16 protein-coding genes are annotated in these 26,411 nt (G+C 41.8%); 9 read left to right on the forward strand and 7 right to left on the reverse strand.

What is annotated here, in order from left to right; genetic code table 11:
* The first annotated feature begins 262 nt into the window (after positions 1–262).
* The 3 genes from ACFFRD_RS06090 (at position 263) to ACFFRD_RS06100 (ending at position 7,374) form a co-directional block, all read left to right on the forward strand.
* A complete protein-coding gene (locus ACFFRD_RS06090) occupies positions 263–3,835 on the forward strand; it encodes an ATP-binding protein (protein ID WP_392480794.1) in 3,573 nt (1,190 codons plus the stop codon).
* On the forward strand, positions 3,832–5,667 hold the full coding sequence (locus ACFFRD_RS06095; RefSeq protein WP_392480795.1) for an EAL domain-containing protein: 1,836 nt from the start codon (positions 3,832–3,834) through the stop codon (positions 5,665–5,667). Before ACFFRD_RS06090 ends, ACFFRD_RS06095 begins: the two co-directional genes overlap by 4 nt.
* 270 nt (positions 5,668–5,937) lie before the next feature.
* Positions 5,938–7,374 (forward strand): response regulator, encoded by a 1,437-nt coding sequence (locus ACFFRD_RS06100; RefSeq protein WP_392480796.1) that lies wholly within the window; start codon positions 5,938–5,940, stop codon positions 7,372–7,374.
* Between the two features lie 115 nt (positions 7,375–7,489).
* Here ACFFRD_RS06100 and ACFFRD_RS06105 read toward each other — a convergent pair whose 3' ends face one another.
* From ACFFRD_RS06105 to ACFFRD_RS06120, 4 genes are all read right to left on the reverse strand, one after another.
* Positions 7,490–7,906 (reverse strand): four helix bundle protein, encoded by a 417-nt coding sequence (locus ACFFRD_RS06105; RefSeq protein WP_392480797.1) that lies wholly within the window; start codon positions 7,904–7,906, stop codon positions 7,490–7,492.
* Positions 7,907–7,970: 64 nt separating this feature from the next.
* On the reverse strand, positions 7,971–9,182 hold the full coding sequence (locus tag ACFFRD_RS06110; protein ID WP_392475919.1) for a transposase: 1,212 nt from the start codon (positions 9,180–9,182) through the stop codon (positions 7,971–7,973).
* A 200-nt stretch (positions 9,183–9,382) separates the two neighbouring features.
* The gene (locus tag ACFFRD_RS06115) at positions 9,383–11,002 is read right to left on the reverse strand and encodes a response regulator (RefSeq protein WP_392480798.1); all 1,620 of its coding nucleotides are present in this window, start codon (positions 11,000–11,002) and stop codon (positions 9,383–9,385) included.
* 2 nt (positions 11,003–11,004) lie between these two features.
* The gene (locus tag ACFFRD_RS06120) at positions 11,005–15,363 is read right to left on the reverse strand and encodes a PAS domain-containing protein (RefSeq protein ID WP_392480799.1); all 4,359 of its coding nucleotides are present in this window, start codon (positions 15,361–15,363) and stop codon (positions 11,005–11,007) included.
* Between the two features lie 162 nt (positions 15,364–15,525).
* Between ACFFRD_RS06120 and ldpA the strand changes: the two genes are divergently transcribed.
* The 4 genes from ldpA to ACFFRD_RS06140 all read left to right on the forward strand — a co-directional run bounded on the left by ldpA (position 15,526) and on the right by ACFFRD_RS06140 (position 21,722).
* Positions 15,526–16,695, forward strand: a complete 1,170-nt coding sequence (gene ldpA / locus ACFFRD_RS06125) for a circadian clock protein LdpA (protein ID WP_392480800.1) — start codon at positions 15,526–15,528, stop codon at positions 16,693–16,695.
* 156 nt (positions 16,696–16,851) lie between these two features.
* On the forward strand, positions 16,852–18,585 hold the full coding sequence (locus tag ACFFRD_RS06130) for a R3H domain-containing nucleic acid-binding protein (RefSeq protein WP_114083107.1): 1,734 nt from the start codon (positions 16,852–16,854) through the stop codon (positions 18,583–18,585).
* Positions 18,586–18,811: 226 nt separating this feature from the next.
* Positions 18,812–19,420: a hypothetical protein gene (locus ACFFRD_RS06135; protein WP_392480801.1), complete on the forward strand. Its 609-nt coding sequence runs from the start codon at positions 18,812–18,814 to the stop codon at positions 19,418–19,420.
* A gap of 409 nt (positions 19,421–19,829) precedes the next feature.
* The gene (locus ACFFRD_RS06140; RefSeq protein WP_392480802.1) at positions 19,830–21,722 is read left to right on the forward strand and encodes an ABC transporter ATP-binding protein; all 1,893 of its coding nucleotides are present in this window, start codon (positions 19,830–19,832) and stop codon (positions 21,720–21,722) included.
* Between the two features lie 67 nt (positions 21,723–21,789).
* On the opposite strand, the gene ACFFRD_RS06145 is transcribed toward ACFFRD_RS06140, so the two are convergent.
* Together ACFFRD_RS06145 and ACFFRD_RS06150 are read right to left on the reverse strand one after the other, a co-directional pair.
* Positions 21,790–22,983, reverse strand: coding sequence for a Coenzyme F420 hydrogenase/dehydrogenase, beta subunit C-terminal domain (locus tag ACFFRD_RS06145; RefSeq protein WP_392480803.1), 1,194 nt, complete (start codon positions 22,981–22,983; stop codon positions 21,790–21,792).
* Positions 22,984–23,075: 92 nt separating this feature from the next.
* On the reverse strand, positions 23,076–23,846 hold the full coding sequence (locus ACFFRD_RS06150) for a pentapeptide repeat-containing protein (RefSeq protein ID WP_392480804.1): 771 nt from the start codon (positions 23,844–23,846) through the stop codon (positions 23,076–23,078).
* A gap of 495 nt (positions 23,847–24,341) precedes the next feature.
* On the opposite strand from ACFFRD_RS06150, the gene ACFFRD_RS06155 reads away from it, so the two are divergent.
* Together ACFFRD_RS06155 and ACFFRD_RS06160 are read left to right on the forward strand one after the other, a co-directional pair.
* Positions 24,342–24,608, forward strand: a complete 267-nt coding sequence (locus ACFFRD_RS06155) for a type II toxin-antitoxin system HicA family toxin (RefSeq protein WP_392480805.1) — start codon at positions 24,342–24,344, stop codon at positions 24,606–24,608.
* Complete coding sequence (locus ACFFRD_RS06160) at positions 24,592–24,804, forward strand: type II toxin-antitoxin system HicB family antitoxin (RefSeq protein ID WP_114083101.1); 213 nt, start codon at positions 24,592–24,594, stop codon at positions 24,802–24,804. The genes ACFFRD_RS06155 and ACFFRD_RS06160 overlap by 17 nt, the downstream gene beginning before the upstream one ends.
* A gap of 440 nt (positions 24,805–25,244) precedes the next feature.
* On the opposite strand, the gene ACFFRD_RS06165 is transcribed toward ACFFRD_RS06160, so the two are convergent.
* Positions 25,245–26,306, reverse strand: a complete 1,062-nt coding sequence (locus ACFFRD_RS06165; RefSeq protein WP_392480806.1) for an L-histidine N(alpha)-methyltransferase — start codon at positions 26,304–26,306, stop codon at positions 25,245–25,247.
* Positions 26,307–26,411: the final 105 nt, after the last annotated feature.

Raw genomic sequence — 26,411 nt, forward strand, 5'->3', positions numbered from 1 at the left:
ATACGTTGTCAGATAAAACTGAGCAAATTAAGCCGTAATGGTTACAAATCGGCTATGCCTACGCAAAATTTGAAAATTGGAGGTTGGAGAAACTTAACCAGTCAGACAAGTATCCAAACAAAATTTTTAATGCTTTTTTTATACTCAATTTTCTCAGAGATGTCATGATCAAAGTGATGACATACCGTAATTTTTTTGGTATTAAATGTAGCTGGCATAGCAAAAATGCCCCAAATATATGCTGGGGAAAAATTAAACAACAATGTTATCCAAACTTCAGTCCGTCAAATCTCTTAATTGCTTAGTTGGCAAAGTTTACGCCAGGATGCCCCTAAAGTATGTTCTGATTGTCCCCTTTATATTGCAAATTTGCGGGGCGGTGGGGCTTGTGGGCTATCTTTCGTATCAAAACGGACAAAAAGCGGTAAGAGAGCTTGCTAGCCAATTAGAAAATGAAATCTGCGATCGCATTGAACAGCATCTTAATAACTATTTAACAACTCCGAAGCAAATAAATCAAATTAACTTAGATGCGGTTGAGCTAGGTATGCTCAACCTTTCTGATTTTAAAACTACCGGAAATTACTTTTGGAAACAAATGCAGGTTTTCAATGTTGGCTACAACAGCTTTGCCAACCCCAAAGGGGAATTTATCGGTATTGAACGTTTAGATGATGGCAAGCTGTTGATTAATGAAGTTAGTCAAAAGCATGGTATTGGGAAACTTTATATTTATGATTCAGACTTGAAGGGAAATCGTCGCCAGCTTCAGCAAGTTAAAGATTACGATCCTCGTGTCGAAGCGTGGTATGCAGATGCAGTCAAGGCAGGCAAACCCGTTTGGAGTCAAATTTATCAATGGGAAGATAAACCAGAAGTTTTATCTATATCTTCCAGCTATCCTGTTTATGATAAGAGCCGCAAGCTGGTTGGGGTTATTAGTGTTGATTTAATTTTGTCACAAATCAGCAACTTTTTAACCAAATTAAACACCGATCAATCGGGTAAAGCCTTTATTTTAGAGCGTTCTGGGTTAATAGTGGCTTCTTCTACCGAACCACCATATAGCATCATTAATGGTCAAATAAAACGTCGAACAGCATTAGAAAGTCGAAATTCTTTAATTAGGCTCACAACCCAGTCTTTGATCAAACGCTTTGGTAGTCTTGGGTTTGTTGTGGGGAAGCAACAGCTAACTTTTAGCGCCGATGGAATGCGTTATTTTGTACAAGTAAAAAGTTGGAAGGATGAACTGGGTTTAGATTGGCTAATCGTGGCGGTGATTCCTGAAGGCGAATTTATGGAGCAAATTAATGAGAACACCCGCATTACCGTTTTGCTGTGCATAGTTGCTTTTTTAGTGGCTACAAGAATCGGGATTTTAACTGCTCGCTGGGTAATTAAGCCGATTTTACAATTAAACACATCAGCTAAGAAAATTGCTCAAGGTGAATGGGAGCAAACACCAGAAATTCAGCGCTCCGATGAGTTGGGGGAACTAGCCAAGTCATTTGAAACTATGGCAAAGCAGCTGCAAGCATCCTTCAGTGTTTTGGAGGCAAAGAATGCTCAGATGCAAGTTTTAAATGAAGCTCTATCTGAAAGTCAGAGTCGGCTAACTCAATTTTTAGAAGCTATGCCAGTAGGTGTATTTATCATAGATGCTGAAGGTGAACCTTATTACACAAATCATATTGGGCAGCAAATTCTTGGTCAAGGAGCGATCGCAGAAGTTAGCAGCGAACAATTGTCAGAGGTATATCAAGCTTACCTTGTCGGCACAGATCAACTTTACCCCAGCGATCGCCTACCAATTTTGAGAGCATTGCTTGGGGAAAGTACCAGGATTGATGATATGGAAGTTCGCCATTTTGACAAGATTATTCCCATTGAAGTTTTGGGCAAGCCCATCTATGATGAATCGGGAAATTTGGCTTTTGCGATGGCTACCTTTTTTGATATCACCCAACGCAAACAAGCAGAAAACTTATTAGCAGAATATAATCGCACCTTAGAAGCTCAAGTCAAAAAACGTACTGAAGAGTTCCAGCAAGTGATTGAGCAACTGCAAACCACCCAAGAAGAACTAATTCAATCGCAAAAAATCGCCGCCCAAGAACAGCAAGCAGCCGTTCGGGAAGCAGCGCGAAGTGCCGCAGCCAACCTCGCCAAAAGCGAATTCCTGGCGAACATGAGCCACGAACTGCGTACCCCACTCAACGCCATTCTTGGTTTCACCCAAGTCATGAGCCGAGATTATTCGCTATCTAGCGAACACCAAGAAAACTTGGCAATTATCAATCGTGCTGGCGAACATCTACTTAACTTAATTAACGACATTCTAGAAATGTCTAAAATCGAAGCTGGGAGAATCACATTAAATCGCAGTAGCTTTGACTTAATTCATTTATTGAATAACTTAGAAGAGATGCTGTATTTGCGTGCTGCATCGAAGGGCTTACAAATAGTATTTGAGTATGCACACGACATTCCTCAATACATAGAAACCGATGAAAATAAACTATTTCAAGTCTTGCTCAACCTCTTGGGGAATGCCATCAAATTTACTGATATTGGCAGAGTCACGCTACGGCTGAGATGGGAGCAGGGGGAGGAAAATCTTTCTTATAACCCTCGTCTCTTGTTCGAGGTACAAGACACTGGTTGTGGTATTAATCCGCAAGAAATTGGCTTGCTGTTTGAGGCTTTTGAGCAAACCGAAATCGGTAGAAAATCTCAACAGGGAACAGGACTCGGTTTAGCAATTAGCCGTAAATACGTGCAACTGATGGGGGGAGATATTACAGTCAGCAGTACTCCTGGTATAGGTAGTACATTTGCCTTTGATATTCAAATTGCTTTAGCTTGCCCTAGAGAAATGCCGATAAACCCAATTAAATCTCAAATTCTATCTTTAGCGCCGACTGAAAAAGCATACCGCATCTTAGTGGTTGATGATGCCAAAGAAAGCCGTCTACTGCTAGTTAAAATTCTGACATCTCTGGGCTTTGAAGTCAGGGAAGCTACAGATGGTGTGGAAGCAGTTAGTAATTGGGAATCTTGGCAACCACACTTGATTTTTATGGATATGCGAATGCCGATCATGGACGGCTACGAAGCTACAAGAATAATTAAAGGTAAACAAGTAGGGTATGGGACAGCCAATAGATTACGGAGGTTCCCAAAATTTAAACAACTGACATCATCAGGGAGCCAGTACCTTAACGGAGGGTTAACCGATTCAGATGACTGTGAAGTTCTCAAAACTATATACAAAGCCTCTCCCACACCAGAAATAGCTGGTGTCGTGGAACACAATCATGATGCTTCTGGTGCGGCCATTTTGCGATCGCCAAAAGCCCTAGCTCCCTGTTTCGACTTCCTGGAAACAGGGCAGGGTTGTTTGAATAAACACACAATCGTTATTGCCCTAACTGCTAGCGCCTTTGAGGAAGAACGCCAGAAGATTTTATCTATTGGCTGCGATGATTTTATTCGCAAGCCATTCACACAGGAAGTATTATTGGAAAAACTGAGCCAACATCTGGGTGTAAAGTATACCAATCAAGTAGAAAACCCAAATACAGCAGTTGCCGAGCAAGCTACACAGATATTTGTTAGTTTTGCTGAACTCCTGAGTCATTTATCACAAATGTCACCTGAGTGGCTTCAAAAGATCCACTATGCCGCAGCCAGCTGTAGCGATGAATTGATTTTAGAGTTAGTCAAGCAAATTCCCTCAGATAATGTTCAGGTATCGCAAGTTCTCAGGGATTTAGCAAATAACTACCAGTTTGAGAAAATTATGGAATTGACTAGAACAAACGTAGAATGAATTACGAGCATTTAGACCCTAATAAAAAAGATATTTTGATCGTTGACGATATGGCGGACAACCTGCGGGTTTTATCCTCAATATTGACAAGGGAAGGGTATAACGTTCGTAAAGCCTTGAACTGGCAAATGGCACTGACAGCAACTCAAACAGTATTGCCGGATCTGATTTTGCTCGATATTATGATGCCAGAAGTAGATGGCTATGAAATTTGTCAGGCATTTAAAGCTTGGGAGCTAACAGCCGATATTCCGGTAATTTTTATTAGCGCTTTAGATGATGTTTTTGACAAAGTTAAAGCCTTTAAGGTAGGTGGTGTAGACTACATCACTAAACCTTTTGAGTTTCAAGAAGTTTTAGTGCGCGTGAAAAATCAACTGGCATTGAGGTCAGCGCGATTAGAAATATTGAAACTAAATGTAGAATTGGAACATCGGGTAACACAGCGAACTGAGGAGCTAGAAAAAGCTCTCCAAAAACTTCAAAAAGAAATTAATTCCCGTCAAAAATTGCAAAGTAAACTATTAGATATAGCGCTGCATGATTCGCTGACTGGATTACCAAACCGAGTGTTGTTTATGAGAAGACTAGATAATGCTCTCAATCGAGCCAAACAAGAATCTAGTTATCAGTTTGCAGTACTTTTTTTAGACTGCGATCGCTTCAAAGTTGTCAATGATTCCCTTGGTCATTTGGTAGGAGATGAATTACTGATTTCTATCGCTCGTCGCCTGCAAGCGTGTCTCATACCTATTGATACTCTAGCTCGATTGGGTGGTGATGAATTTGGAATTCTATTAGAAAATATTACGGATATCAATATAGCAATCCAAGTTGCCGATAGGATTCTAAAACAGCTATCACTTGCTTTTAAACTAACAAGATATGAAGTCTTTATGAATGCCAGTATTGGCATTAGTTGGGGCAATAAAGATTACGACCGTCCAGAGTATTTGCTGCGGGATGCTGATACGGCAATGTATCGGGCTAAGGCTCAAGGAAGAGCAAAATATCATGTTTTTAATCCAGCGATGCATCAAGAAGCTATTCAACTTTTAGAGTTAGAAAATGACCTACGAAGGGCTGTTGAAAGGCAAGAATTCCTCGTTTATTATCAGCCAATTGTTTCTCTAATTACAGGTAGAATTTCTGGATTTGAAGCCTTGGTGCGCTGGCAACATCCAATTCGTGGTCTAGTTCCTCCTACAGAATTTATTCCTGTAGCAGAAGAAACAGGTTTGATTAATGCCATCAATACTTGGGTATTACAGTCAGCTTGTCATCAACTAAGCATCTGGCAACATCAGCCAGTGACACCAGAACCTCTAACTATTAGTGTCAATTTGAGTGCTAGGTTATTTTTACAACCCAATTTTGTAGAACAAATTGACAGAATTATTTATGAAACTAAAATAAATCCTACATATTTAGAATTAGAAATAACAGAAAGTGTAATTATGGAAAATACTAATGCAATTAAGATAATTTTTCAACAACTAAAACAGCGAAATATAAAGTTAATTATGGATGACTTTGGTACAGGATATTCCTCTTTAAGTTACCTGCACAGCTTTCCATTAAATGCCCTCAAAATTGATAAATCTTTCGTCAAACGTATGCAGGATAATAAAGAAAATATGGGGTTAGTACCAGCAATGATTGGCATTGCCAATTCAATGGGTATGAGTGCGATCGCTGAAGGTGTCGAAACAGAAGAACAGTTAGACCAGTTGAGAAGTCTAAATTGTAATTTTGCTCAAGGATTTCTGTTTTCTGAACCCATAGAACAACAATTGGTTGTTAAGTTGCTTGCCGCATCACCTCAATGGTAGCTATCCACTAAGTATTTGGAAAAATTTTAATTGTTGGCGTTCGGCTAGATTATCTGTGTCGGCTATCTAGATAAGTTGCTATAAGCAGGCTATCAGATTTGTCAAGCTCATAATTGGCCAATAGCTTTGGTAGTTTATAAAACTCTCTAGCCACTGGGGGAGTTAAACTATAAATATAAGCATTTTGGTGAAATAGAGCAAAAAAATCAGGGTAATTTTAAATAAGCATTTACTATCCTCAATCATTACAAGCATAGCTTTTAATACATAATGCATTTCAATCAAACTAACCATCATAAAAAAAATATTTTGGTGGTCGATGATACCCCAGATAATTTGAGGCTTTTATCGGCAATGTTGACTGCACAAGGTTTTGAAGTTCGCAAAGCTTTAAACGGTAAAATGGCACTAACTGCATGTCAAATGGTTTTGCCGGATGTGATTTTGCTGGATATCAACATGCCAGGGATGGATGGCTATGAAGTTTGTCAACAACTGAAGGCTGACGATAAAACTTGTGAAGTCCCAGTAATTTTTATCAGCGCCCTGGATGATGTTGTGGATAAAGTAAAAGCTTTTGATGTTGGTGGTGTAGATTATATTGCCAAACCTTTTCATGGGGCAGAGGTTGTGTTGCGAATTGAAAATCAGATTAATTTACGTTTGCTCCAAGTTAGACTGCAAGAAAAAAACTTTTTATTACAAGAGGCTCTTGATAACTTAAAATCTGCTCAAGTTCAACAGATTCAGAACGAAAAGATGGTGGCGCTGGGGCAGCTAGTGGCTGGGCTGGCTCATGAAATTAACAATCCCATCAGTTTTATTTATGGTAATCTCCAATATGCTGGTCAATATGTGCAAGACTTAGTAAATCTAATTGAAGTTTATCAACAAGAATATCCTAAACCCACGCCAAAAATTCAGCAAATATCCCAAGATGTAGACCTGAATTTTGTGATTAACGATCTACAAAACCTCATAGGTGCAATGTATAGAGGCTCCGATCGCATTCGGGAAATTGTCGTGGCGCTACAACACTTTTCTCGGCATGATGAAGCAGAGATGAAGCGGGTAAATATCCATGAAGACATCGAAAACACTTTGGTGATGTTACAACATCGACTCAGAGAAGCAGCAGACCGTCCCGCAATTATTTTAGTGAAAGATTATGGTAACTTGCCCCTAGTTACTTGCTATGCGAGTGAACTAAACCAAGTATTTATGCATTTATTGAATAATGCTATTGATGCAATAGAAGAGGGAATGGGGAAGGTGGGGCCTCTGGGAATAAGGGGTAATGGGGAGTGGGGAGCGGGGAATCAATCTTTTAATCGTTATTCTCAAATGCCACTTGACGGGAGTCGCTCTAATTGGGGAGACACACAGGTTCCTGCACTCGGAGAAACCTCAAACCCGCAGTGGCTCTTCCCTACCCCCCAAATTAGGATTCACACAGAGGTGACAGACTTAAATACGATCAAAATTGCGATCGCAGATAATGGCCCTGGTATAGAAGAGTCGTTGCGATCGCGTTTATTTGACCCATTTTTTACCACAAAACCTGTGGGCAAAGGTAGTGGGCTAGGATTATCTATTAGCTATCAGATTATCGTCCAAAAACACCGAGGAAATATTACCTGCACTTCTTCTGTTGGGCAAGGAGCAGAGTTTGCGATCGAAATTCCCATTGAGCAACCTGAGCGTTAGCCAACAGTAAGCTCGGTTAATGAAGAGGATAACCCGAATTTCTCACTCATAGGGTGGGGAGTGTGGGAGGTGTGGGAAGGGTGGGGAGTGTGGGAAGGGTGGGAAGGGTGGGAATTTAGTCAAGTAACCAATCATCTGGATGAGTAATCATCTTGACTAACCCGCTAAGGACTTGATTGTAAGGAGCGTAGAGTTCTCTTCCTTGTTCGACCGTAAGATATTGACATTTTACAGCAAACTTTAACCAAACTTGAGTTTCTGCTACCTCCGCCTCACAATCATTCAGTTTAGCGACAAAAGCAGCTTTATATCGCCGTTTTCTCCAAGCCTCTGCCATATTTGCACAGACAGAGCGAGAGGAGCGACGAATTTGGTCAGTTAATGAATATTTTTCTTCAACTGGGAACTTTTTAGAATATTCAAAAATTTGCATTGCTGTCTCAAATGCTAATTGATAAATGGCTAAATCCTCATGAGTTCTAAAATACTTTTTCCCTTTTTCTTCCATCTTCTTTAATTTCGACCATTCCATTCTTCATCTTCCCACACCTCCCACACCTCCCACACCTCCCCTTTCAAGGGTAGGTATTTAAAAATCAGGCAGTAGAGAGAGTGATTTGAGAAACATTAAGTTGTGGAGTAAAGCTTGGCCAAGGCTCAGGGAAAAAACCACCGATTGGTAATGGAAGACGATTAAGAACAGCGGCCTTAATCACTAAAAATCCACGGCGGAAGCAACTAAGCCAACGGTGAGGGAGACTATTTTTAAAATTGCGTCGTGCAATATGAGTTTGGGGTAATTCATCTAAACTACTAATAGGGAGATTTGCATCAACACAACCACCAACACTTACTTGCCATAAAATAGCGATCGCTATGGCTAACCAATGTCTTTCGGCACGTTTAGGGTCAGTGATTTTGGTTTGATGCCAATCAAAACCACCTCGTTTACCATCTTTAAACAGACACTCAATCCAAGAGCGCATAGAATACCAGCAAGCATCCGCAACCTCCGGCTGTAAATCAGTGAGAATTAACCAAGGTTCGGCATAGCCATCGTCATAGCGAGCTAATAAGGTACATTTGATTGAATTAGTTTTAAAACAAGTTATTAAGCCTTTGAATGACTGACCCACTTGTGGCACTAGAGTATTTAAAGGCTGCCAAGCATCCTGCCCCAAAACTTGAAACTGTCCAATTTGATTAATCCGCATAAACGGATGCCAACCATTGGATTGAATTTTTTCATACAGCCAAGGAGCGTAAAGTCCTCGGTCAGTGGTAACAATTACAAACCAATCTGCTGGGATGCTTTGGCTGATCTGGCTCAACAGTTTTTGCCAGTGCAGTTTCCAACTCCCTGGTTTAGTTGCTTCTACTATTTTCCAAGCAATAGGAATTCCGCAACCTCGGTAAACAATACTAATTGCTAGTACAGTAAAGCGATCGCTCAAAGTCGAGGCATCTGCTGCCAGAGCCAAACGCTTTTCGTTCTGCGGCCAAAGGCTTAAAATCCAGCACAGTAGTGGACTAAAACAAGTTGTAATATCTAATGAAGTCCGTCCTGTCTTCGTTTTATCCTCAGCATCTCGATACCATTCTCGCAGTTGCTGGCGCACAGTATTCTCTTTTTTACCCAGCAACTCTGCTAAAAATACTGAAACTGTTGTTAGTCCACTTGATTGAGTCATCACTATCCCAAAACTCCACATTGCCAGTACTACTGCTTGCGGCTTTGTGAGATTCGGCATTTTTTCTATGACTTTTCTAGTCCATTGTCTTAATTCCTCACTTTTTCCTATCTGCATTTACCCTCCTACAGCCTTTAATTCTGCTCCGCATCTGCCTTGTATATTTTTGCGGACTGACATCAGTTCTGTATTTTACCTGTTAATTTGCCCCTTTCTTAAATACCTACCTTTGAAAGCCACACCTCCCACCCTTCCCACACCTCCCACACCTCCCATACCTCCCACCCTCCCACCCTCCCCACGCCCTGCCTCTTTAGTCACAGGCTTAAGGGCAGTTGAACTGTGAACCTTGCCCAGCCCTGAGAACTAGTAACTTCAATTTTGCCTTGGAGATATTCTACTAACTTCTTCACTAATGCTAAACCTAAGCCTGTGCCGCCATGTTGCCAGCGATCGCTCTGAGGAATTCGGTAAAATGGCTCAAAGATCCGAGATTGTTCTGTTGTAGGGATTATTACCCCAGAATTACTAATTGTAATTTGAAAGTATGGGGCTTGAAGGTTATCTAATAGATCAGATTCTGCATCCTCATTGATGAGACTTTTTGTGGTGTCGATTATCCGAACATCCATTGTAATCTGTCCTTCAGGCGGAGTATATTTACAAGCATTGTTGAGTAACTCTGAGACAATTTCGGTCAGGCTAGCCAAGTCTGAAAGTAAAGGTGGTAAATTTGGCAAAATACTAACTTCCAAAGTCTGCTCTTTAGCTTTCGCTCTTTCTTCAAAATACTCGGCGACGTGAGGTAGCCAATGTTGAAGTTGAATTGAAGTTAATTCCAATGGATAGACATCTGCATCAATCATTCGGATATGCAGCAAATTGTCTACTAGATTCAGTTCTTGTTCGCATTGCTCACGCAGGATAGTTAAGTAGCGAGCTACAGATTCCGATGGAGAAAGTGTGCTTGAATTTAAGCTATCCTGCCGCTCAAGAATATTTTCTAGAGCGGAGATTGCCATTTTGATGTTTGACAAGGGCGTTCGCATTTCATGAGAAGTGGTTGCGAGAAAATCCTCTTTCAACTTGTTCAGGCGTTGGAGTTCTGCCACTTGAATTTCTAGTTGTTGGGCACGTTCAGTTGCGAGATTGCGTTCTTCGGTGAGCCGTCGTTGTGTGTCATCTCGAAAAACTAATACTGCTCCTGTAATCATGCCACTGTTGTCTCTGAGGGGAGTAGCACTATCAGCGACTGGTATAGTTGTCCCGTCTCTAGTAATTAGTAAAATTTGACTGCCTAGATAGATAGTAGTTTCTTGTTGGAGAGCTGCGAGAATTGGATTTTGGGCAGGGATCTGAGTTTGTTCGTCAACGAGTCGGAACACCTCTGTTAACATCCGTCCCTTGGCTTCATCCCATCGCCAGCCTGTTAATGCTTCACCTGCCTGATTTAGGTACTTTACACGCAACTCAGGATCAACCACAATCACACCGTCGCCCATTCCCCTAAGGACAGAACTCAAAAATTGCTCGCGATCATAGCGATTGAGTGCTGTTTGAATGGCAACGTAAAGTTCTTGTTCCTTGATGGGTTTGAGAATATACCCAAAGGGTGATGTCAGTGTTGCCCGCTCCACGGTACTTTTATCCGAGTGACCTGTAAGATATATAACAGGAATTTGCAAATTACGCCAAATTTGCTCAGATGCCTGAATCCCGTCCATTTCGCCGCGTAACCTGATATCCATTAAAATCAAGTTTGGGCGTGACCCAGTTGCTTTTTCAATTGCCTCTTCTGCTGAATCGGCGATACCTAAAACAGTATATCCCAGAGACTCTAAACTTTCTTGTAAGTTGATGGCAAGAATATATTCATCTTCAACAACAAGGATTCGAACTGTCTCCTTTTTATATGTGTTTGATGGGATGCCAATCATTTTTATATCCGGCTGTTTGTAAAAGTAATTTTGAACTGTGTTCCCTGATGAGATTCAATTTCGAGTTTTCCTCTTAACTGTTTGACTAAGCCCTGAACAAGGTTTATGCCCAGTGTTTTAGCTTTCTTACTATCAAAATTTTCAGGTAAACCAATGCCATTATCTCGAATAATGAGTGTCAAAATAGACTCGGATTCTTGATAAAACTTAACCTCAATTTCACCCCTAATATTACCGACAAAGGCATATTTCAAAGCATTAGAAACCAGTTCGTTGATAATCAAGCCACAAGGAATGGCCGTTTCGATATCAAGGCTAGCATCATCAACTTGAATCTTCAGGTGAATCTGGCTGGAATTGACGTTATAAGAATCAAATAAATGAGTTGTTAAATCTGGGATGTATTGAGCAAAATCAATATCAGCGAGGTCTTCAGATCGGTATAGTTTTTCATGAACTAGGGCAATGGAGGCAATGCGGTTTTGGCTATCGCGCAAAACAGATGTCACGACAGGATCTTGTGTCCGTCTGCACTGCATTTGCAGCAAACTGCTGACAATTCCTAAATTGTTTTTCACCCGATGGTGAATTTCTTTAAGTAATACTTCTTTTTCTTTAAGAGAGGCTTTGATTTTTTCCTCTGCTTGCTTATGCTCGGTGATATCTTGTTGGACAGCTACAAGGACGTTTCCATACTCAAGATGCCCAAAAATGCAAGCGTTTGCCCTACACCAGAAAGGAGTGCCATCTTTCTTAATATTATGAACTTCATAAGTAGCTTCACCGTTTTGAATAATAGCAGTCCTAATTGCCTGATTAACTTCTTCAGGTGTAGTATGTTCGTCCCCGTAGTTGACAATCGACACATGCTGACCGATTAATTCACCAGGTTCATAGCCAAACATTTGCTCAAATTTAGGATTGGTGTAGACAAATATGCCATCTGTGGCACGAACTAGGCAAATTCCCTCTGCCATGTTACGGGTAATTACTGCTTGCAGTTCTAACATTTGTTCAGCGCGTTTGCGATCGCTGATTTCAACTACAACAATGCCCACACTAATGGGTTGATCAGCTTCAGACTGAATCGGAAAATAGGAAGCTAGCCAAGTTCTGATAACACCTGGGAGTTTTGGGGTTTCTCCAGTGATTTCCAAATCCAGAATCGGTTCACCCGTTGTCGAAACATATTGCAACACCTGCTCCAGCTTTGGTGTCAAATCGGGGACAATCTCCCGCAGTGTCTTGCCAATATGCGCTGCTGCGGGAATGCCATTAATTTCTGCCAATGCTTCATTAACAAATGAAAAACGCAGTTCTCGATCAAGAATGCTTACACCAACAGGTGCGCTATTGATGAAGGCATCCAATAACTTTTGCTTGTGAGCCAGTTCTCGCTCCAGAACCTTGCGATCGCTGATATCAATGATCACGCCCAGCATCCGTACAGGGTCGCCTGCTTCGTTGTAAACGCCGCGCCCTTTCCCCGTGAGCCAGTGAACTTTGCCATCGGGGTAAATCACTCGATATTCACCTTTAAAATTAATATGTTCTGCCAACGCATTTAATACAGCCTGTTCAATTCGCTCAACATCCTCTGGATGAACACAATCGCGCCATAGTTGATAGGCTGCTGACGTTTCTGGCTTTAAACCTAATAAACGAAAATGGTTGTTATTCCAGAGAACTTCCCCTGTTTCAACATTCCAATCCCAAAGACCGATGTGGTTAAATTCTAAGGTTAGCCTTAGTTGTTCTTCACTTCTAGCTAAGGCTGCTTCGGTTTGTTGGCGTAAGCGAAGCTCATCGTAGACATCGCTGATATCCCGATGAGTGCCAGTCATCCGCAAAGGATTACCCTTTTCATCTCGGATGACAACCTTACCGTAGTTGGCAATCCATTTCCATTCGCCAGACTTAGTTCTGAGTCTATAGTCAAATTTGTATCGTACTGAACTATCCTTGAGGTGGGCTGCCAAGATTTCTTCAACCCAAGGTAAATCATCTGGATGAACTAATTGCTCCCAAGTACTCCAATCCTGTGGAACTTCATCAAAGCTGTATCCGAGCATTTCTAAATAGCGGCGGCTGTAATACACTTCTCCAGTGATAATATTCCAGTCCCACAAACCATCCCCAGAAGCTTCAAGTGCTAATTGTAGTCGTTCCTCACTTTGGCGCAAGGTTTCTTCCACTTTTTGGCGATCGCGTAGCGCAATTTCCCGTTCGGTGACATCTTGGGCAGTACCATAAAGGCGAATTACCTCTCCATCGGCGTTGAATTCTACATATCCAATGCCCTCAAAATAGCGATTAGAGCCATTCTGGGGGACACGAAGAATTTGTTTGTAGGACTCACCAGTGGCGATCGCCCGCTCAACTGCTTGGTGCAATTTCTCCCGATCTTCAGGGTGATACAATTGCAGATTTTCTTCATAGCTTGGTTCAAGAAGTGCGAATTCTCGATTGAAGAGATCAAAAAGCCCCTTTGACCAGGTAATTTTGCCACTGGCAAGTTCAAACTCCCAATTACCAAGGCGAGCAACTCGCTGTGATTCTTCTAGCAGAGCTTGACTTTTGCGTAAGGTTTCTTCACTGTTTTTGAGATCGGTGACATCTACCACTAGTCCATCCCAAGTCACACGCCCATCCTGCAACTGGCGTGGTGTAGAACGAAAATGGAACCATTTGAGTTGACCACTAGGCGTTCGCATTCGTAGTTGAATATCAAAGATAGACAGATTTAGCCGGGACTCTTCAACGGCTTCCTGTAGACGGGGAATATCCTCTGGGATAAACTGCCGATAAAGCAGAGATGAATCTCTGAGTGCATCTTCTACTTTGACTTCCATTAGTCTTTCAATGCCCCCACTCAGATAGGAAAAGCGATCGCTCCCATCCAGTTCGCGGATCACCCGATAAACTGCACCATTGGGCAGATTATCTCCAATCAAGTGCAACATCACTTTACGCTCATGCAAAGCGAGTTCGGTTTGTTTGCGTTCAGTGATATCTCGCCCTTCTGGAATCAACAAAACGACTTTACCTGTCTCGTCTTGAAGCGGACGCAGTGAAAAATCGATTGTTGCTACTCGCTCATTTGCACCGAGAACATCAACTTCATAGCGGACAAACTTTCCCTTTGCAGCATCAGCGATCGCTTGTTTTAATTCTTCTTGAGTTTGTGGTGAAATTGTCCACCAGTGTGCTTCCCAAAAAGGGCGATTGATCACATCTTCCAGCTGAAGTCCGCCAAAACTAAGTGCAGTCTGGTTAGCCTCCAGTAAAATACCAGATGGCGTTAGCAGTCCTGTGAATTGGAAAGTGTTGTTAAAGATAGCGCGGAATCGGCGATCGCTTTCTTGCAATTTGGTAGTGCGTTCGTGTACTTTGGCTTCTAACTCGGTGTTGAGGGTTTGGAGGTTACGGTAAAGTTGGGCTTGTTGGATGGCGATCGCTAATTGTACAGTCAGTTGGTTGAGCAATTCCACCTCAAATGCCTGCCATTGACGGGGAGCAGAACATTGATGCACAATAAATAGCCCCCAGAGTTCAACTGCTGAAGTCGCTATGTTTTCTACCAGAATGGGGACAACTAAATTCGCCTTTACCTGAAACTGTTCTAATAATTGCAGATGGCACTCACTTAAACCCGCTTCGTAGATGTTCGTAGTTGTCCAAATTTTTCCTCGGCGGTATTTTTCCCCTTGGCTTTGTTGAAAACAGGTATCTTCAATCTCCAGTCCCAAGCTTGATTTCCATTCAGGTAACACCGACTCTGATACAATGCAACCCTGCATAAGGGGAGTGAATTGATACACCAGTACCCGATCGGCACCCAATAACTGGCGGACTTGTTGAACACTAGTAGTAAGAATGTCTTGAAGCTGCAAAGATTTGCGGATATGCAGAGCGATCGCTCCTACTAGGCGTTGTTGTTCCTGCTGCTGTTCTAGCTGCTGCATTAGCTGCTTGTGCTTGATCGCCCCATGAATCGTTCGGCAGAAATTTTCTCGCGTCAGTTTTCCCTTAACTAGATAATCATGGGCTCCACTCTTGAGAGCTTGGACTGCGATCGTTTCATTTCCCTGTCCAGTGACCATAATTACTGAAATTTGACTGCTGGAAGTTTGTCTCTGTAGCTTGGTAAGAAATTCCAGCCCGTCTAAATCTGGTAATAAATAGTCCAACAAAATCACATCCGGTATTTTCCCTTGGCAAGCTTGTAGCGCCTTATTTCCAGACTCAAATTCGTAAATGTTATAAGTGTAGCGATCGTCCCGCTCTAAGAAGCGTTGATACAAAGCTCTGTCTTCAGCAGAGTCTTCTACAAAAAATACAGTTATTGCATTGACTGTCATGTATATCAGCTCCTCAGAAAGCTGCGGCAGTAGGAGAGAAGAATGAATAATCAATAATAGCCAATACCCAATGCCCCATTCCCAATCTCTAAATTTTGGAAATCCGGATTTTTTCTTGATTACAGACTACTATTTTTAGTCGCATAAACGCATAATAGAATAGTGACTGATCTGTTCGTCCCTTTACAATCTCTCAAACAAGGCGACTGGTTCAAGCTCATCTGCGGAGCTAGCTTCCAGCATTTGCCGGCAGTCAGAAATTTGACGTTAGCCTATACTTTGGCGGGCGCTGACTGCATAGATGTTGCAGCTGATCCAGCAGTGATTGCAGCAGCGCAAGCAGGGCTACAAGTAGCTAAAACTCTAGCTAAAGATGCCCAACGGCGAGGCTTTGACTACAAAGGCAACTCACCCTTTTTAATGGTCAGCCTAAACGATGGAGAAGACCCCCATTTTCGCAAAGCAGAATTTAATCCTAGTGAGTGTCCTAGAGACTGTCCTAGACCCTGTGAACGGATTTGTCCGGCACAAGCAATCGTATTTGACAATATCAAAGAAGATTTTTCAGGAGTAATATCCGAAAAATGTTATGGCTGCGGTCGTTGCATCCCAATTTGTCCTTATGGTATAATTTATACAGCTTCATACGTGACAACGCCAGGAGCGATCGCGCCATTAGTAATGTCAACAGGAGTAGATGCCGTAGAAATCCATACACAAGTAGGGCGGTTGGCAGAATTTCAGCGATTGTGGCAGGCAATTTCACCGTGGGCCGATCAATTAAAGGTACTAGCCATTAGCTGTCCCGATGGCGAGGGGATGACTGATTACCTAAGAGCAGTATATGACCTGATTGCCCCACTCAAAAGTGCTTTAATTTGGCAAACCGACGGTCGTTCTATGAGTGGCGATATTGGCGATGGTACGACAATAGCCGCAGTGAAACTAGGGCAGAAAGTTTTGGCAGCGAAATTACCGGGATATGTGCAGTTAGCAGGCGGCACAAATAGCTATACCGTTGCTAAGTTAAAGGCAATGGGACTGTTAAACAGTGCTGAGTTCCGAGTTATGAGTGCTGAGAAAGACTATATTACTCAGCACTCAGCACTCATGACTCAGCACTATATCGCCGGGGTCGCCTACGGTAGCTACGCCCGTGTACTGCTGTCACCAATTCTCGAAAAGTTAGAGAATAAGGAGGTAAGTAACACTAATATGAAGGCGACTGTTTGCCTAGAAGAAGATGAAGTATTACTTTGGCAAGCTGTAGAACTTGCCCATTCTCTCGTTTCCCAAATCAAATCATCTCAGAGAAGGGAGAGTGAGCATTAATTAAGCATAATTACTAGGTACCAGAAGATACTGTAACTTATGTTTAATTTATGTTTGTATAGTCAAGGTAGGAGGTTTGAGCATTGAATGAGCGCTTGAGAACAGTTAGAAGCTGAAAGTATCTGATTTACTGTTGTTTCCGTCACCATAGAAAGCATGACGATTACAGACGATCTCCAAAAGTTATTAGACATTTTGCCCCAAGACCTGCAACAAGTACTAGAGAGTCATCCCAAACGAGATATTTTAGTAGAAGTGGTCTTGGATTTGGGTCGTCGCCCAGAGGCTCGCTTTCCTAATCAAGCTGAGTATCTGAGCGAAATACCCGTTACTCAAGAACAGATAGATGATTGCATTCAACGAGTCGGAATTTTTGGCGGAGATAATCGAGCAGGAATTGAGCAAACTTTGCATCGGATCAGTGCGATCCGCAACCGTACTGGTAAGATTATTGGCTTGACCTGTCGTGTTGGTCGGGCGGTATTCGGAACCATTGGCATGATCCGCGATTTGGTAGAGACTGGTAAATCGATTCTCATGCTCGGTCGTCCAGGTGTGGGCAAAACTACCGCCTTACGGGAAATTGCCCGTGTTTTGGCAGACGATCTGCATAAGCGAGTGGTGATTATTGACACCTCCAACGAAATCGCTGGAGATGGTGATGTTGCCCACCCCGCCATTGGTCGCGCTCGGCGGATGCAAGTGGCTCATCCAGAACAACAGCATCAGGTGATGATTGAGGCAGTGGAAAACCACATGCCAGAAGTCATTGTCATTGATGAAATTGGCACGGAACTGGAAGCTTTAGCGGCTCGTACTATTGCTGAACGGGGCGTACAGTTGGTAGGTACTGCCCACGGGAATCAGATCGAAAATCTGATTAAAAACCCCACCTTGGCTGATTTAGTTGGGGGTATCCAAGCTGTGACGCTGGGAGACGACGAAGCCAGACGGCGAGGCTCTCAAAAGACTGTTTTGGAGCGGAAAGCCCCTCCTACCTTTGAAATTGCTGTGGAAATGTTGGAACGCCAACGCTGGGTTGTACACGAAAGCGTTGCTGACACAGTAGATAATCTGCTGCGAGGTCGTCAGGCTACCCCACAAACGAGAACCGTTGATGACCAGGGCAAAGTTGCGGTGACAAGGCAGTTAGCTGTTGTCAACGGTCGCGGTGGACAGTTAGGGACAGTGGAAGAATCTTTCCCACCGGCACGACCATCTAATGGCTGGCGTTCTTCGGGACAAATGGTTGCACTGCCACAATTACCTGTAGAACGGGTGACTGGACGTAGTGAGTTTGATCGATTGCTGGATGAATCCTTCAATTATTCTGAGAGCATTGATTTAGATGCTGCGACTAGACACCCAGGGCCAAATGGTGAAGATTTGCCACTGCACGTTTACCCTTATGGCGTTAGCCGCCATCAACTAGAACAGGTAATTAGCGTGCTAACTTTACCCGTGGTATTGACAAAAGATATAGATAGTGCTGATGCAATTTTAGCACTGCGATCGCACGTCAAGAACCACGCCAAATTACGCCAAATGGCCAAAGCCCGTCATGTACCCATCCACATGATTAAGTCCAGCACCATTCCGCAAATTACCCGTGGCTTGCGGCGGTTGCTGAACATGGATGATCCAGAAATGACTGATGACCTCGAACTGCAACTGTTTTTGCACAGTGGTAGCGATGATGAGATGGATGCCTTGGAAGAAGCTAGACTTGCTGTTGAGCAAATTGTGATTCCGAAAGGACAGCCAGTTGAGTTATTACCGCGTTCTCCCCAAGTCCGCAAAATGCAACATGAGTTGGTAGAACATTATCGTCTCAAGTCGCATAGTTTTGGCGAAGAACCAAATAGAAGATTGCGGATTTATCCGGCGTAATCTCACCTTACCCCTTCTTATAGCAGGCTACGGTGTATACACATCTTTCTACAAAACCAAAATGTTGTAGATCCTCCTAAATCCTTCGATAAATTGGAGGACTTTGAGAGGTTTTTGCCCCCTTTAAAAAAGGGGTTGGAGGATTAAAAGCGTGTGGGGCAACTCTCACAGGCTAGTGTGTACACCGCAGCTTCTAGCAGGAGAGGGGATTTAATGGAGATACTGAATGTCTTATAAAGAATTTTCTTTGAGAAAAGTAAAACAAGACTTTAACCTCACCCTAGTAGAAGGTGGGCGATTTTTGCCGCAGATAGAACCAATTTTGCCAAGTCCAATGCTAGCTGAATTTTTAGCAGAAAGTATCCAGCTAGCTATTGCAATGGGTTCTGAGAAAGCTCGCTCAGAATTAATTATCAGCCCAATCTTGTTTGAAATCCGAAAAATTCTCAACAGACAAATTAGTTTCTTTTCTGGAGAAGAATTTAACGTTGAACCAGAAGTGGGACTAGCGGGATTTTGCGACTTTCTGATTAGCGTTTCGCCAGAACAGTTATTTATTGAAGCCCCAGCAGTGGTAATTGTAGAAGCTAAAAAGGAAAATATTAAAGGTGGTTTGGGACAGTGTATCGCAGAAATGATCGCCGCTCAAAGGTTTAATGCCAAATATGAAAAACCGATTGCTACTATCTACGGTAGTGTTACTAGTGGCAATCTGTGGACATTCCTCAAGCTGGAGGAAAGCACAGTTACTATTGATTTAACTGAATATTTAATTCCGCCAGTAGAGCAAATTTTAGGTATTTTGGTATGGATGATTAGATCGCAATCAACTTGAAGCAGAATTTCGCTTTTGCAAGCAAGGTTATCTGAACCGTATTGCTACATAATCTACATATTTAGTAATGCCAAAAAACCTGATCATGAAGACCAGGTTTTTGTGGGGCCATATTTCCCCAAGGCTAGTTATAGAAGTTATTTATAAATCAGTGTTCTGGTAATTACTACCAAACTTAGATTATCAATTTCGGAAAATTATCGCTCAATTCTCAAAATTTTCTCTCATTCACCTGTGCGATGCCTGCGTGGTAAGCTTTGCCGTACCACCTCTTGGAAGCAAGCTACGCCTACGCTCATGTCTGCTATTAGCTTGATATCAGTGCGTAGGGGCATTGCTCTCTACTGATTGAAATTTAGATCACAACGTCGGTCTGAGAATTTTGCTATTATTTGCTACTTTAAAATATATGCAAATAATTGAAATTTCTCCATTCCAAGCATTTCGCCGGAGTGTGACGACGGTGATGCAAGTAGTTCCAAAGGAGCTACGCTATGTGGCAATTTTGACATTGCTGGGTGGTGCAGGCCCAGCGATCGCTATTTGGCTCAACAAAACGATCATTGATGAAATTACCCGTTTATTGAGTACGGGAACAACGCAGAATGCGATCGCCTTGATACTTTCCCAACCTCTACTACTCTCCAGTCTTGCAGGTTCATTGCTGGTGAATTTGGTAAGTGATGCGATCGCTAACATCAATAGCTTTGTATATACTTCCCTGCGCGATCGCATTACAGGCTTTATTCAAGGACAAGTGATTGAGAAAGTTGCCACTTTTGAAGATATTGCCCTGTTTGAAACACCCGATTTGCTCAATTTGTTGCAGTTGACCGAAAAGGGAATGCAACGACTTCCAGAGCTTTGCGTCAGGCTTGTGATGATGCTAGAGGGAATTTTTATCTTCATCCCAGCCATACTGCTTTCGGTATCGCTTGCTTGGTGGATACCCCTAATTTTGTTTAGCTGCGTTACTCCTGCTATGTATGTAGAAAGGAAATACCGTAAGCAAGTTTGGAGGGTAGAAAAAACCCAAGCGAGTGTTCTTCGGGAAATGAACTTATATAAAACGGTTTTAACTGGGGAAATATACGCCAAAGAAATACGCTTGTTTAGCTTGCAACCCTTACTACTAGAACGTTGGCACGGACTTTACCGCACCATTTTTAGAGCAATGGAACAGATTCGCCGTCGGGGGACAACGGCGGTTATTAGTTGGTCTTTACTCAGTGGCTTAGGCTTTGCGTTACCTTATCTGTACGTAGTTCAGGGAGTGCTAGGTGGAACTCATACTTTAGGGGATTTGGCGCTTTACACTGGGGTAATTTTAGAAGTGCGTCGAAGTTTGGATAATTTGATGTCTGGTGGGTCAGAGTTGTATGATATTGCACTGGCAACAACGCCCATTTTCCAACTTTTGGAATTAGAACCGCAATTATCCGGTTCTCAGTCAAAGGCATGGGGAAAAGTCAAGGAATCGGCTGTTAACAATCAGAACTCTCAAAGAAATGGGAATCGGCAAGCTTTATCAAGTGAAGCATTGCAGGCAGGTATTTGCATTGAAAATCTATCCTTTACCTATCCCAATAGCAATCACCCCATCCTGAAAAATATCAATCTGAAAATTCACCCCAACGAGATGATTGTATTGGTGGGTGAAAATGGTGCTGGTAAGACCACTTTAGCCAAGCTATTGTGTCGCCTTTATGACCCTAGCCAAGGTGCGATTATTTGGAATGGGCAAGATTTACGATCGCTCCCGTTAGAAGAATTGCGATCGCGGATTGATGTAGTTATGCAAGATTACGCCCGCTTTCCGACTACTGTGCGGGAAAATGTTGCCTTTGGGAATTTACCTAAAATGCAGGATGATGAGGCGATTGGGGAAGCGATCGCTGAGGCTGGCTTGGCTAGAGTAATTGAGAAGCTAGATCAAGGTTTGGAAACCCTCTTAGGCAAACAGCTAGAGGGTGGTATTGATCTATCAGGAGGACAATGGCAGAGATTAGCGATCGCTCGTGCTTTGTTGCGACTGTCTCCAGCCGAACTACTCATACTTGACGAGCCAACAGCAAACCTTGACCCCAAAACAGAACATGAGATTTACAACATTTTGCGTACTCTAGCAATGGGGAGAATAGCCGTTGTAGTCAGCCATCGCCTCGCCTTAGCAAAACTAGCAGACCGAGTAGTAGTCCTAGAAAACGGTCAAATTATTGAGGTAGGCACTCATGACGAACTCATTGCACTAGGGGGACAGTATCACTTAATGTTTACTCGTCAAGCTAGTAGTTATAACTGAGTGGGGAGTGGGGAGTGGGGAATGGGGAATGGGGAATAAGCAATGCCCAATTCCCAATTCCCAATTTTTATTCTGGTAACTTATATTGATCAACAATACGCTTGGCAAACTCTGGAACGTGCGCTTCTAATTTCTCTGGATGATTTCGCTTTACATATAAATAATTGCGAGTAAAGTGAGAATCAATGGAAAAACGCGCATATTCCAAACCTTTGGGGCCGATTTTTTCGATAACCACACCCATCAGTTTCGCTGCCCACATAGGGAGAGTCACCCCTTTATCGTAAGCGGGAATACTTTGCTGTACAGCTTCCTTGCGGTTGCCTTTAGACGTAACTGGTTGGGTGTCTAACTGGTCTTGCACCAAATCTAGCATTTCCTTACCAGTGTCATTTCTAACGACAATCCATTGCCAGCCGAAGGGTGCGCCCATGTAGCCAACAACTAAATCAGCTAGGGAGTTGACGTAATCAAAGCAACTCATACACGATGGGGCAAAGACATCTTTGAGTTTGTTGGTCTTCAAACCAAAGAAAGGCACTGTTTCTGATGAGCCATCCTCATGTTTGAAGTGAACCCGGAAGTCTTGCATGAATTCGTAATGCACAACTGTCTCTGGCGATCGGCTGGTGGTTTCTAAGAATTTTTGTAGTCCGGCGCGGTTAACATTGTCTACGCAGGGTGTACCCAAAACATATAGCTTTTCTAAACCCAGTTGTTTTTCTACGGCTCGTAGCGCCTGGATTTGGCAGCCAACACCAATTACCAACAGCCGCTTCATCCCCGATTTTTCTATCTGTTCCAATACGGAAAGGTTAGGGGAAAGCGTTGGTTTATTTACCCGCGCTGCTAGTATTTCTTCTGGGGTACGGGCGATGATGGGCATGGGTTGAAAGCGGTCTTCTTTGGTGTTTTGCACACAGACGACACCTTCAACTAAGCCACGATTGAGCATTTCAATCGCAATGCTGCTAACAATACCCGTCCATTGTGCGCCTTCTATGGGCTGCTGTTTTCGAGCCGCTATCATGTCTTGGTGGACACCAAAGTATAGCTCATCAGGGTTGTCGAGATGGCGCGATCGCGTGTGCGTTTCAACTTCTAGTTCGCCTATTTGCTGATTGATAAAAGCGCAGGCTTCCTTGACATAATGAATATAGTATGTATCGCATAGTCCGCACTCGCTACAAAGTTCTTTAGCAGGGCGGCGGCTGGTAGGTTTTAAGGCTTTGGCTTTTTTGTGAGGAGAAACTGAGGTCATATAAATTTTTTGTTTTATCCAGTAATCGCTTTTATTACAATACCTTTACTGGCTATGAATTATTTCAACTCTCCTCCTCAAAAAGAAAGCACTCAGAAAGGGAAGAACTGGAGCAAGACTGAGCCAAGGCTTCCCAAAAAGTCAACGAAACTGGGTTTACCAGGGCTTACCTTATCATTTACAGGTGTTTGCAGTTCTTTAATAAAGGCTTGGGCTGTTTGTGTTCCAGGGCCATTGTTTTGGGATGTAAACAATTTTTCAGCAACTTGGGCATCTTGGAATGCACCTTGTCTATCTAGTATTTGGTAACGGGCGACACCACGAGCTAAATAAGCACCAGCATATTCTGGTTTAATAGCGATCGCTTGATTAAAATAACTGATTGCTTGCTGTTGGTTGCCTTTTTGACCTTCCGCTACACCCAAAGCATAAAATTCGTCTGGTGAAGCAATTTGTGATGGTATACCAACTGCACCTTGGAAGTTAGCACCATTCAAGTAAGCACCTTTCATTTCTGCATTTGTTAGATAAGTATTTCTCAAATCAGCACCCGCCAAATTTGCCCCGCTAAATTTAGCTTCGCTCAGATTAACACCAAATAAACTAGCGCCACTCAAGTTTGCACCCCGTAAATCTGCGCCGCTCAAGTTTGCACGGCTAAGGTTAGCACCTGTGAGATTAGCCCCGCTCAAATTAGCTCCAGATAAGTCAGCCATTACTAAACCTGCATTAACCAAATCACAGTTTTGACATTGCTTGGTTGCTAATAATTGTCTAATATGTTCGGAATTTGCTGCTTGTACGCTTGTTGTCAAACTAATCGTGGTTAAAAATGCGGCTGCACCTAGAATTTGGTTCTTCATATTCGCGTAATATTTCTTACTCAATATTCAACCTTGACTGAGATGGATTTATACCTCAGCATTATGATATGAGCAATCTTTACAATTTGACCTCTGTAGTTACCTATATCACTTGTAAATTGGGCTATAGAGGTTATAAGTTAAGTTTAATACACCGTGTTTACCGAGGTATATCTTTTGTTGCGTCTGGCATCCGATCGCATTTCTCTATTTTATAAACAAGCGATCGCATTATAGAAAAATAACCAAGCTACGACTATCAAGCAAAATGATGTACCTTCAAAATAGTCAAAAATGAGGTAATAACCCTAAAGTCAGTGCAAAACATCTCTTTAAATCAAGCATCTGTGACATCCAAATAGTTATGATTTCCTTCAAGAAAGTAAATCAGTGGAGCCGTATACAAGTCAAGGGGCAAAAAGAAAGATTTGCTTTTGTATTCCCCGATTTTAAATAAATATGAGACTATAGAAACATTAAAGCAGTCAGAAAAACGTGAGTCAGCAAGACAAAATCTTAGACAAAATTCTCTCTGGGACTTCTGATACAGATATCCCTTTCGCCCAACTGTGGCAACTCTTATATACACTAGGCTTTGAAGAACGTATTCGTGGCGATCATCGTATTTTTGTCAAAGCCGATGTTGAAGAAATATTGAACCTGCAACATAAAAAAGGCAAAGCTAAAAGCTATCAAATTAAACAAGTTCGGGCAGTAATTATCAAGTATAAGCTAGGAATTAAAAATGATGTTTCGGTATGAAATTATTCTCTACTGGAGTGAATTAGATCAAGCCTTTATTGCTGAAGTACCAGAATTATCAGGCTGTGCTGCTGACGGTGATACTTATCAAGAAGCACTGCATAATGTAGAATTAGTTATACAGCAATGGATAGAAACAGCTAAAGATTTAGGGCGTTCAGTTCCTCAACCTAGACCACGTTTGATGTATATTTAATTGATACAAAAACCAAGTCAAACTTAATCCGGTTCAGTTAAGAAAAGTTCTAGGTTTGGTTAAGCAAAGCGTAAACCAACAAAGCCCCAGAAATGTTGGATTTCGTTCCTAGCCATTTCAAGGTGGCTGGTAAAATCTCTTTTTTCTCTCTCTGCGCTCTCTGCGCCTCTGTGGTTAGAAAATTACTTTTAAACCGCAGAGGCACAGAGAACACAGAGTAAAGAGATTAAAGAGGAATTTTTTTACCTACCTTGAAAGAGCTGATTTCGTTCTTTAACCCAACCTACGCAATTTAAGGGTTTTGGCTCTAACTAAATCGTATTGAAGTCGAAATATTTGACACCATTTACCATAATCGTATCTATAGCAATTCTCAATCATTCATGAAAAGTTAGATACCCGACTTCTCAAAAAATTCGGGTATCGTGTAATTCAAAAGGTTAGTTACTGGCAACCTTACAAATTACCATGATATGTGATTTATATTTGTCAGTACTATATTGAATAAGTTGCAATCCAGAACGTTCTAGTTCTTGCAAAAGCTTAGGCATTTCATATTTATGATGTCGCCAAATAGTAATTTCTTCACCTTCAGAGATTTCAATCTTTTTATCTATCCCCATCCGACTGAAATTAATAGTGTAATCATGATTAAACCTCATATTTGCAACTATACTATCGGTTTTTAAATCATACTTTCTCACCAATTCGCAATCTTCAGATTCAATCCCAACCTTGTTTTTAACCCATCCATATATTTCTTCTACATGATACTTACAGCCACCTCTGACGTTTCCATCCCATTTAGAGTTAGAGCCAATTTCATTAGTGAACACTAAGAAATCATTTTTGCCCATGCTCTCTCTAAAGTTTTTAAATACCTTATCCCTATTTTGATGGTTTCCAATAGTAACACCTAAGTGTAAAAATATTTTTGCTGTATTGTCAATTTCAATATCAGCTTTATTTTGAAATAAGGTTTTTGGTACACAATTATTTTCAATATCAATTGTGGAACTGATGAAATCGACTTTAGGAAACCATTTTTTAAAATTATTCTTTGATAAATTCAACAATTCTTCACTAATATCTAAAGCAACATATTTATTAACCTTATCTAATTTATTAAGTCTTTGAATAAAGTCTTTAACTGGATAGGAATTTCCTGCGCCAACATCTACTATATTGATTTTATTACCACTTTTAATATTGTCATTAAAGTATTTAAAGTTATTCTTTAAAAGCTCAATTTCTACATTGGATGTTCGATACCATCTAGGAATAATATATTTTTGATAAAAATCATCCCAAATTTTTGCACCTCTACCTTTATAAGAATACTTTAATGGGATTTCTCGTCTGATTTCTAAAGCAAAGATGATTCCTAAAATTTCTTCTTCCGAAAAAATAGAGTAGAACTCAGAACTTGGCTTTGCTGTGCGACTGATAGCAGTTGACATCTCTGAGGAAACTTGGGAATTGTCATGAAAATTTTGAGCCATTATTCTTGTTCTTTGGTTTTCTTCGGTATTTGCTTGCCAAAGATGTATCTTCCCATGCCGTTGTCCCCAAATTTGAACCGAAATTTAAACTTTCCATCATAAATA

It is taken from the genome of Nostoc sp. C110, from assembly GCF_043099725.1.
In the GTDB taxonomy this organism is placed as follows: Bacteria; Cyanobacteriota; Cyanobacteriia; order Cyanobacteriales; family Nostocaceae; genus Nostoc; species Nostoc muscorum_A.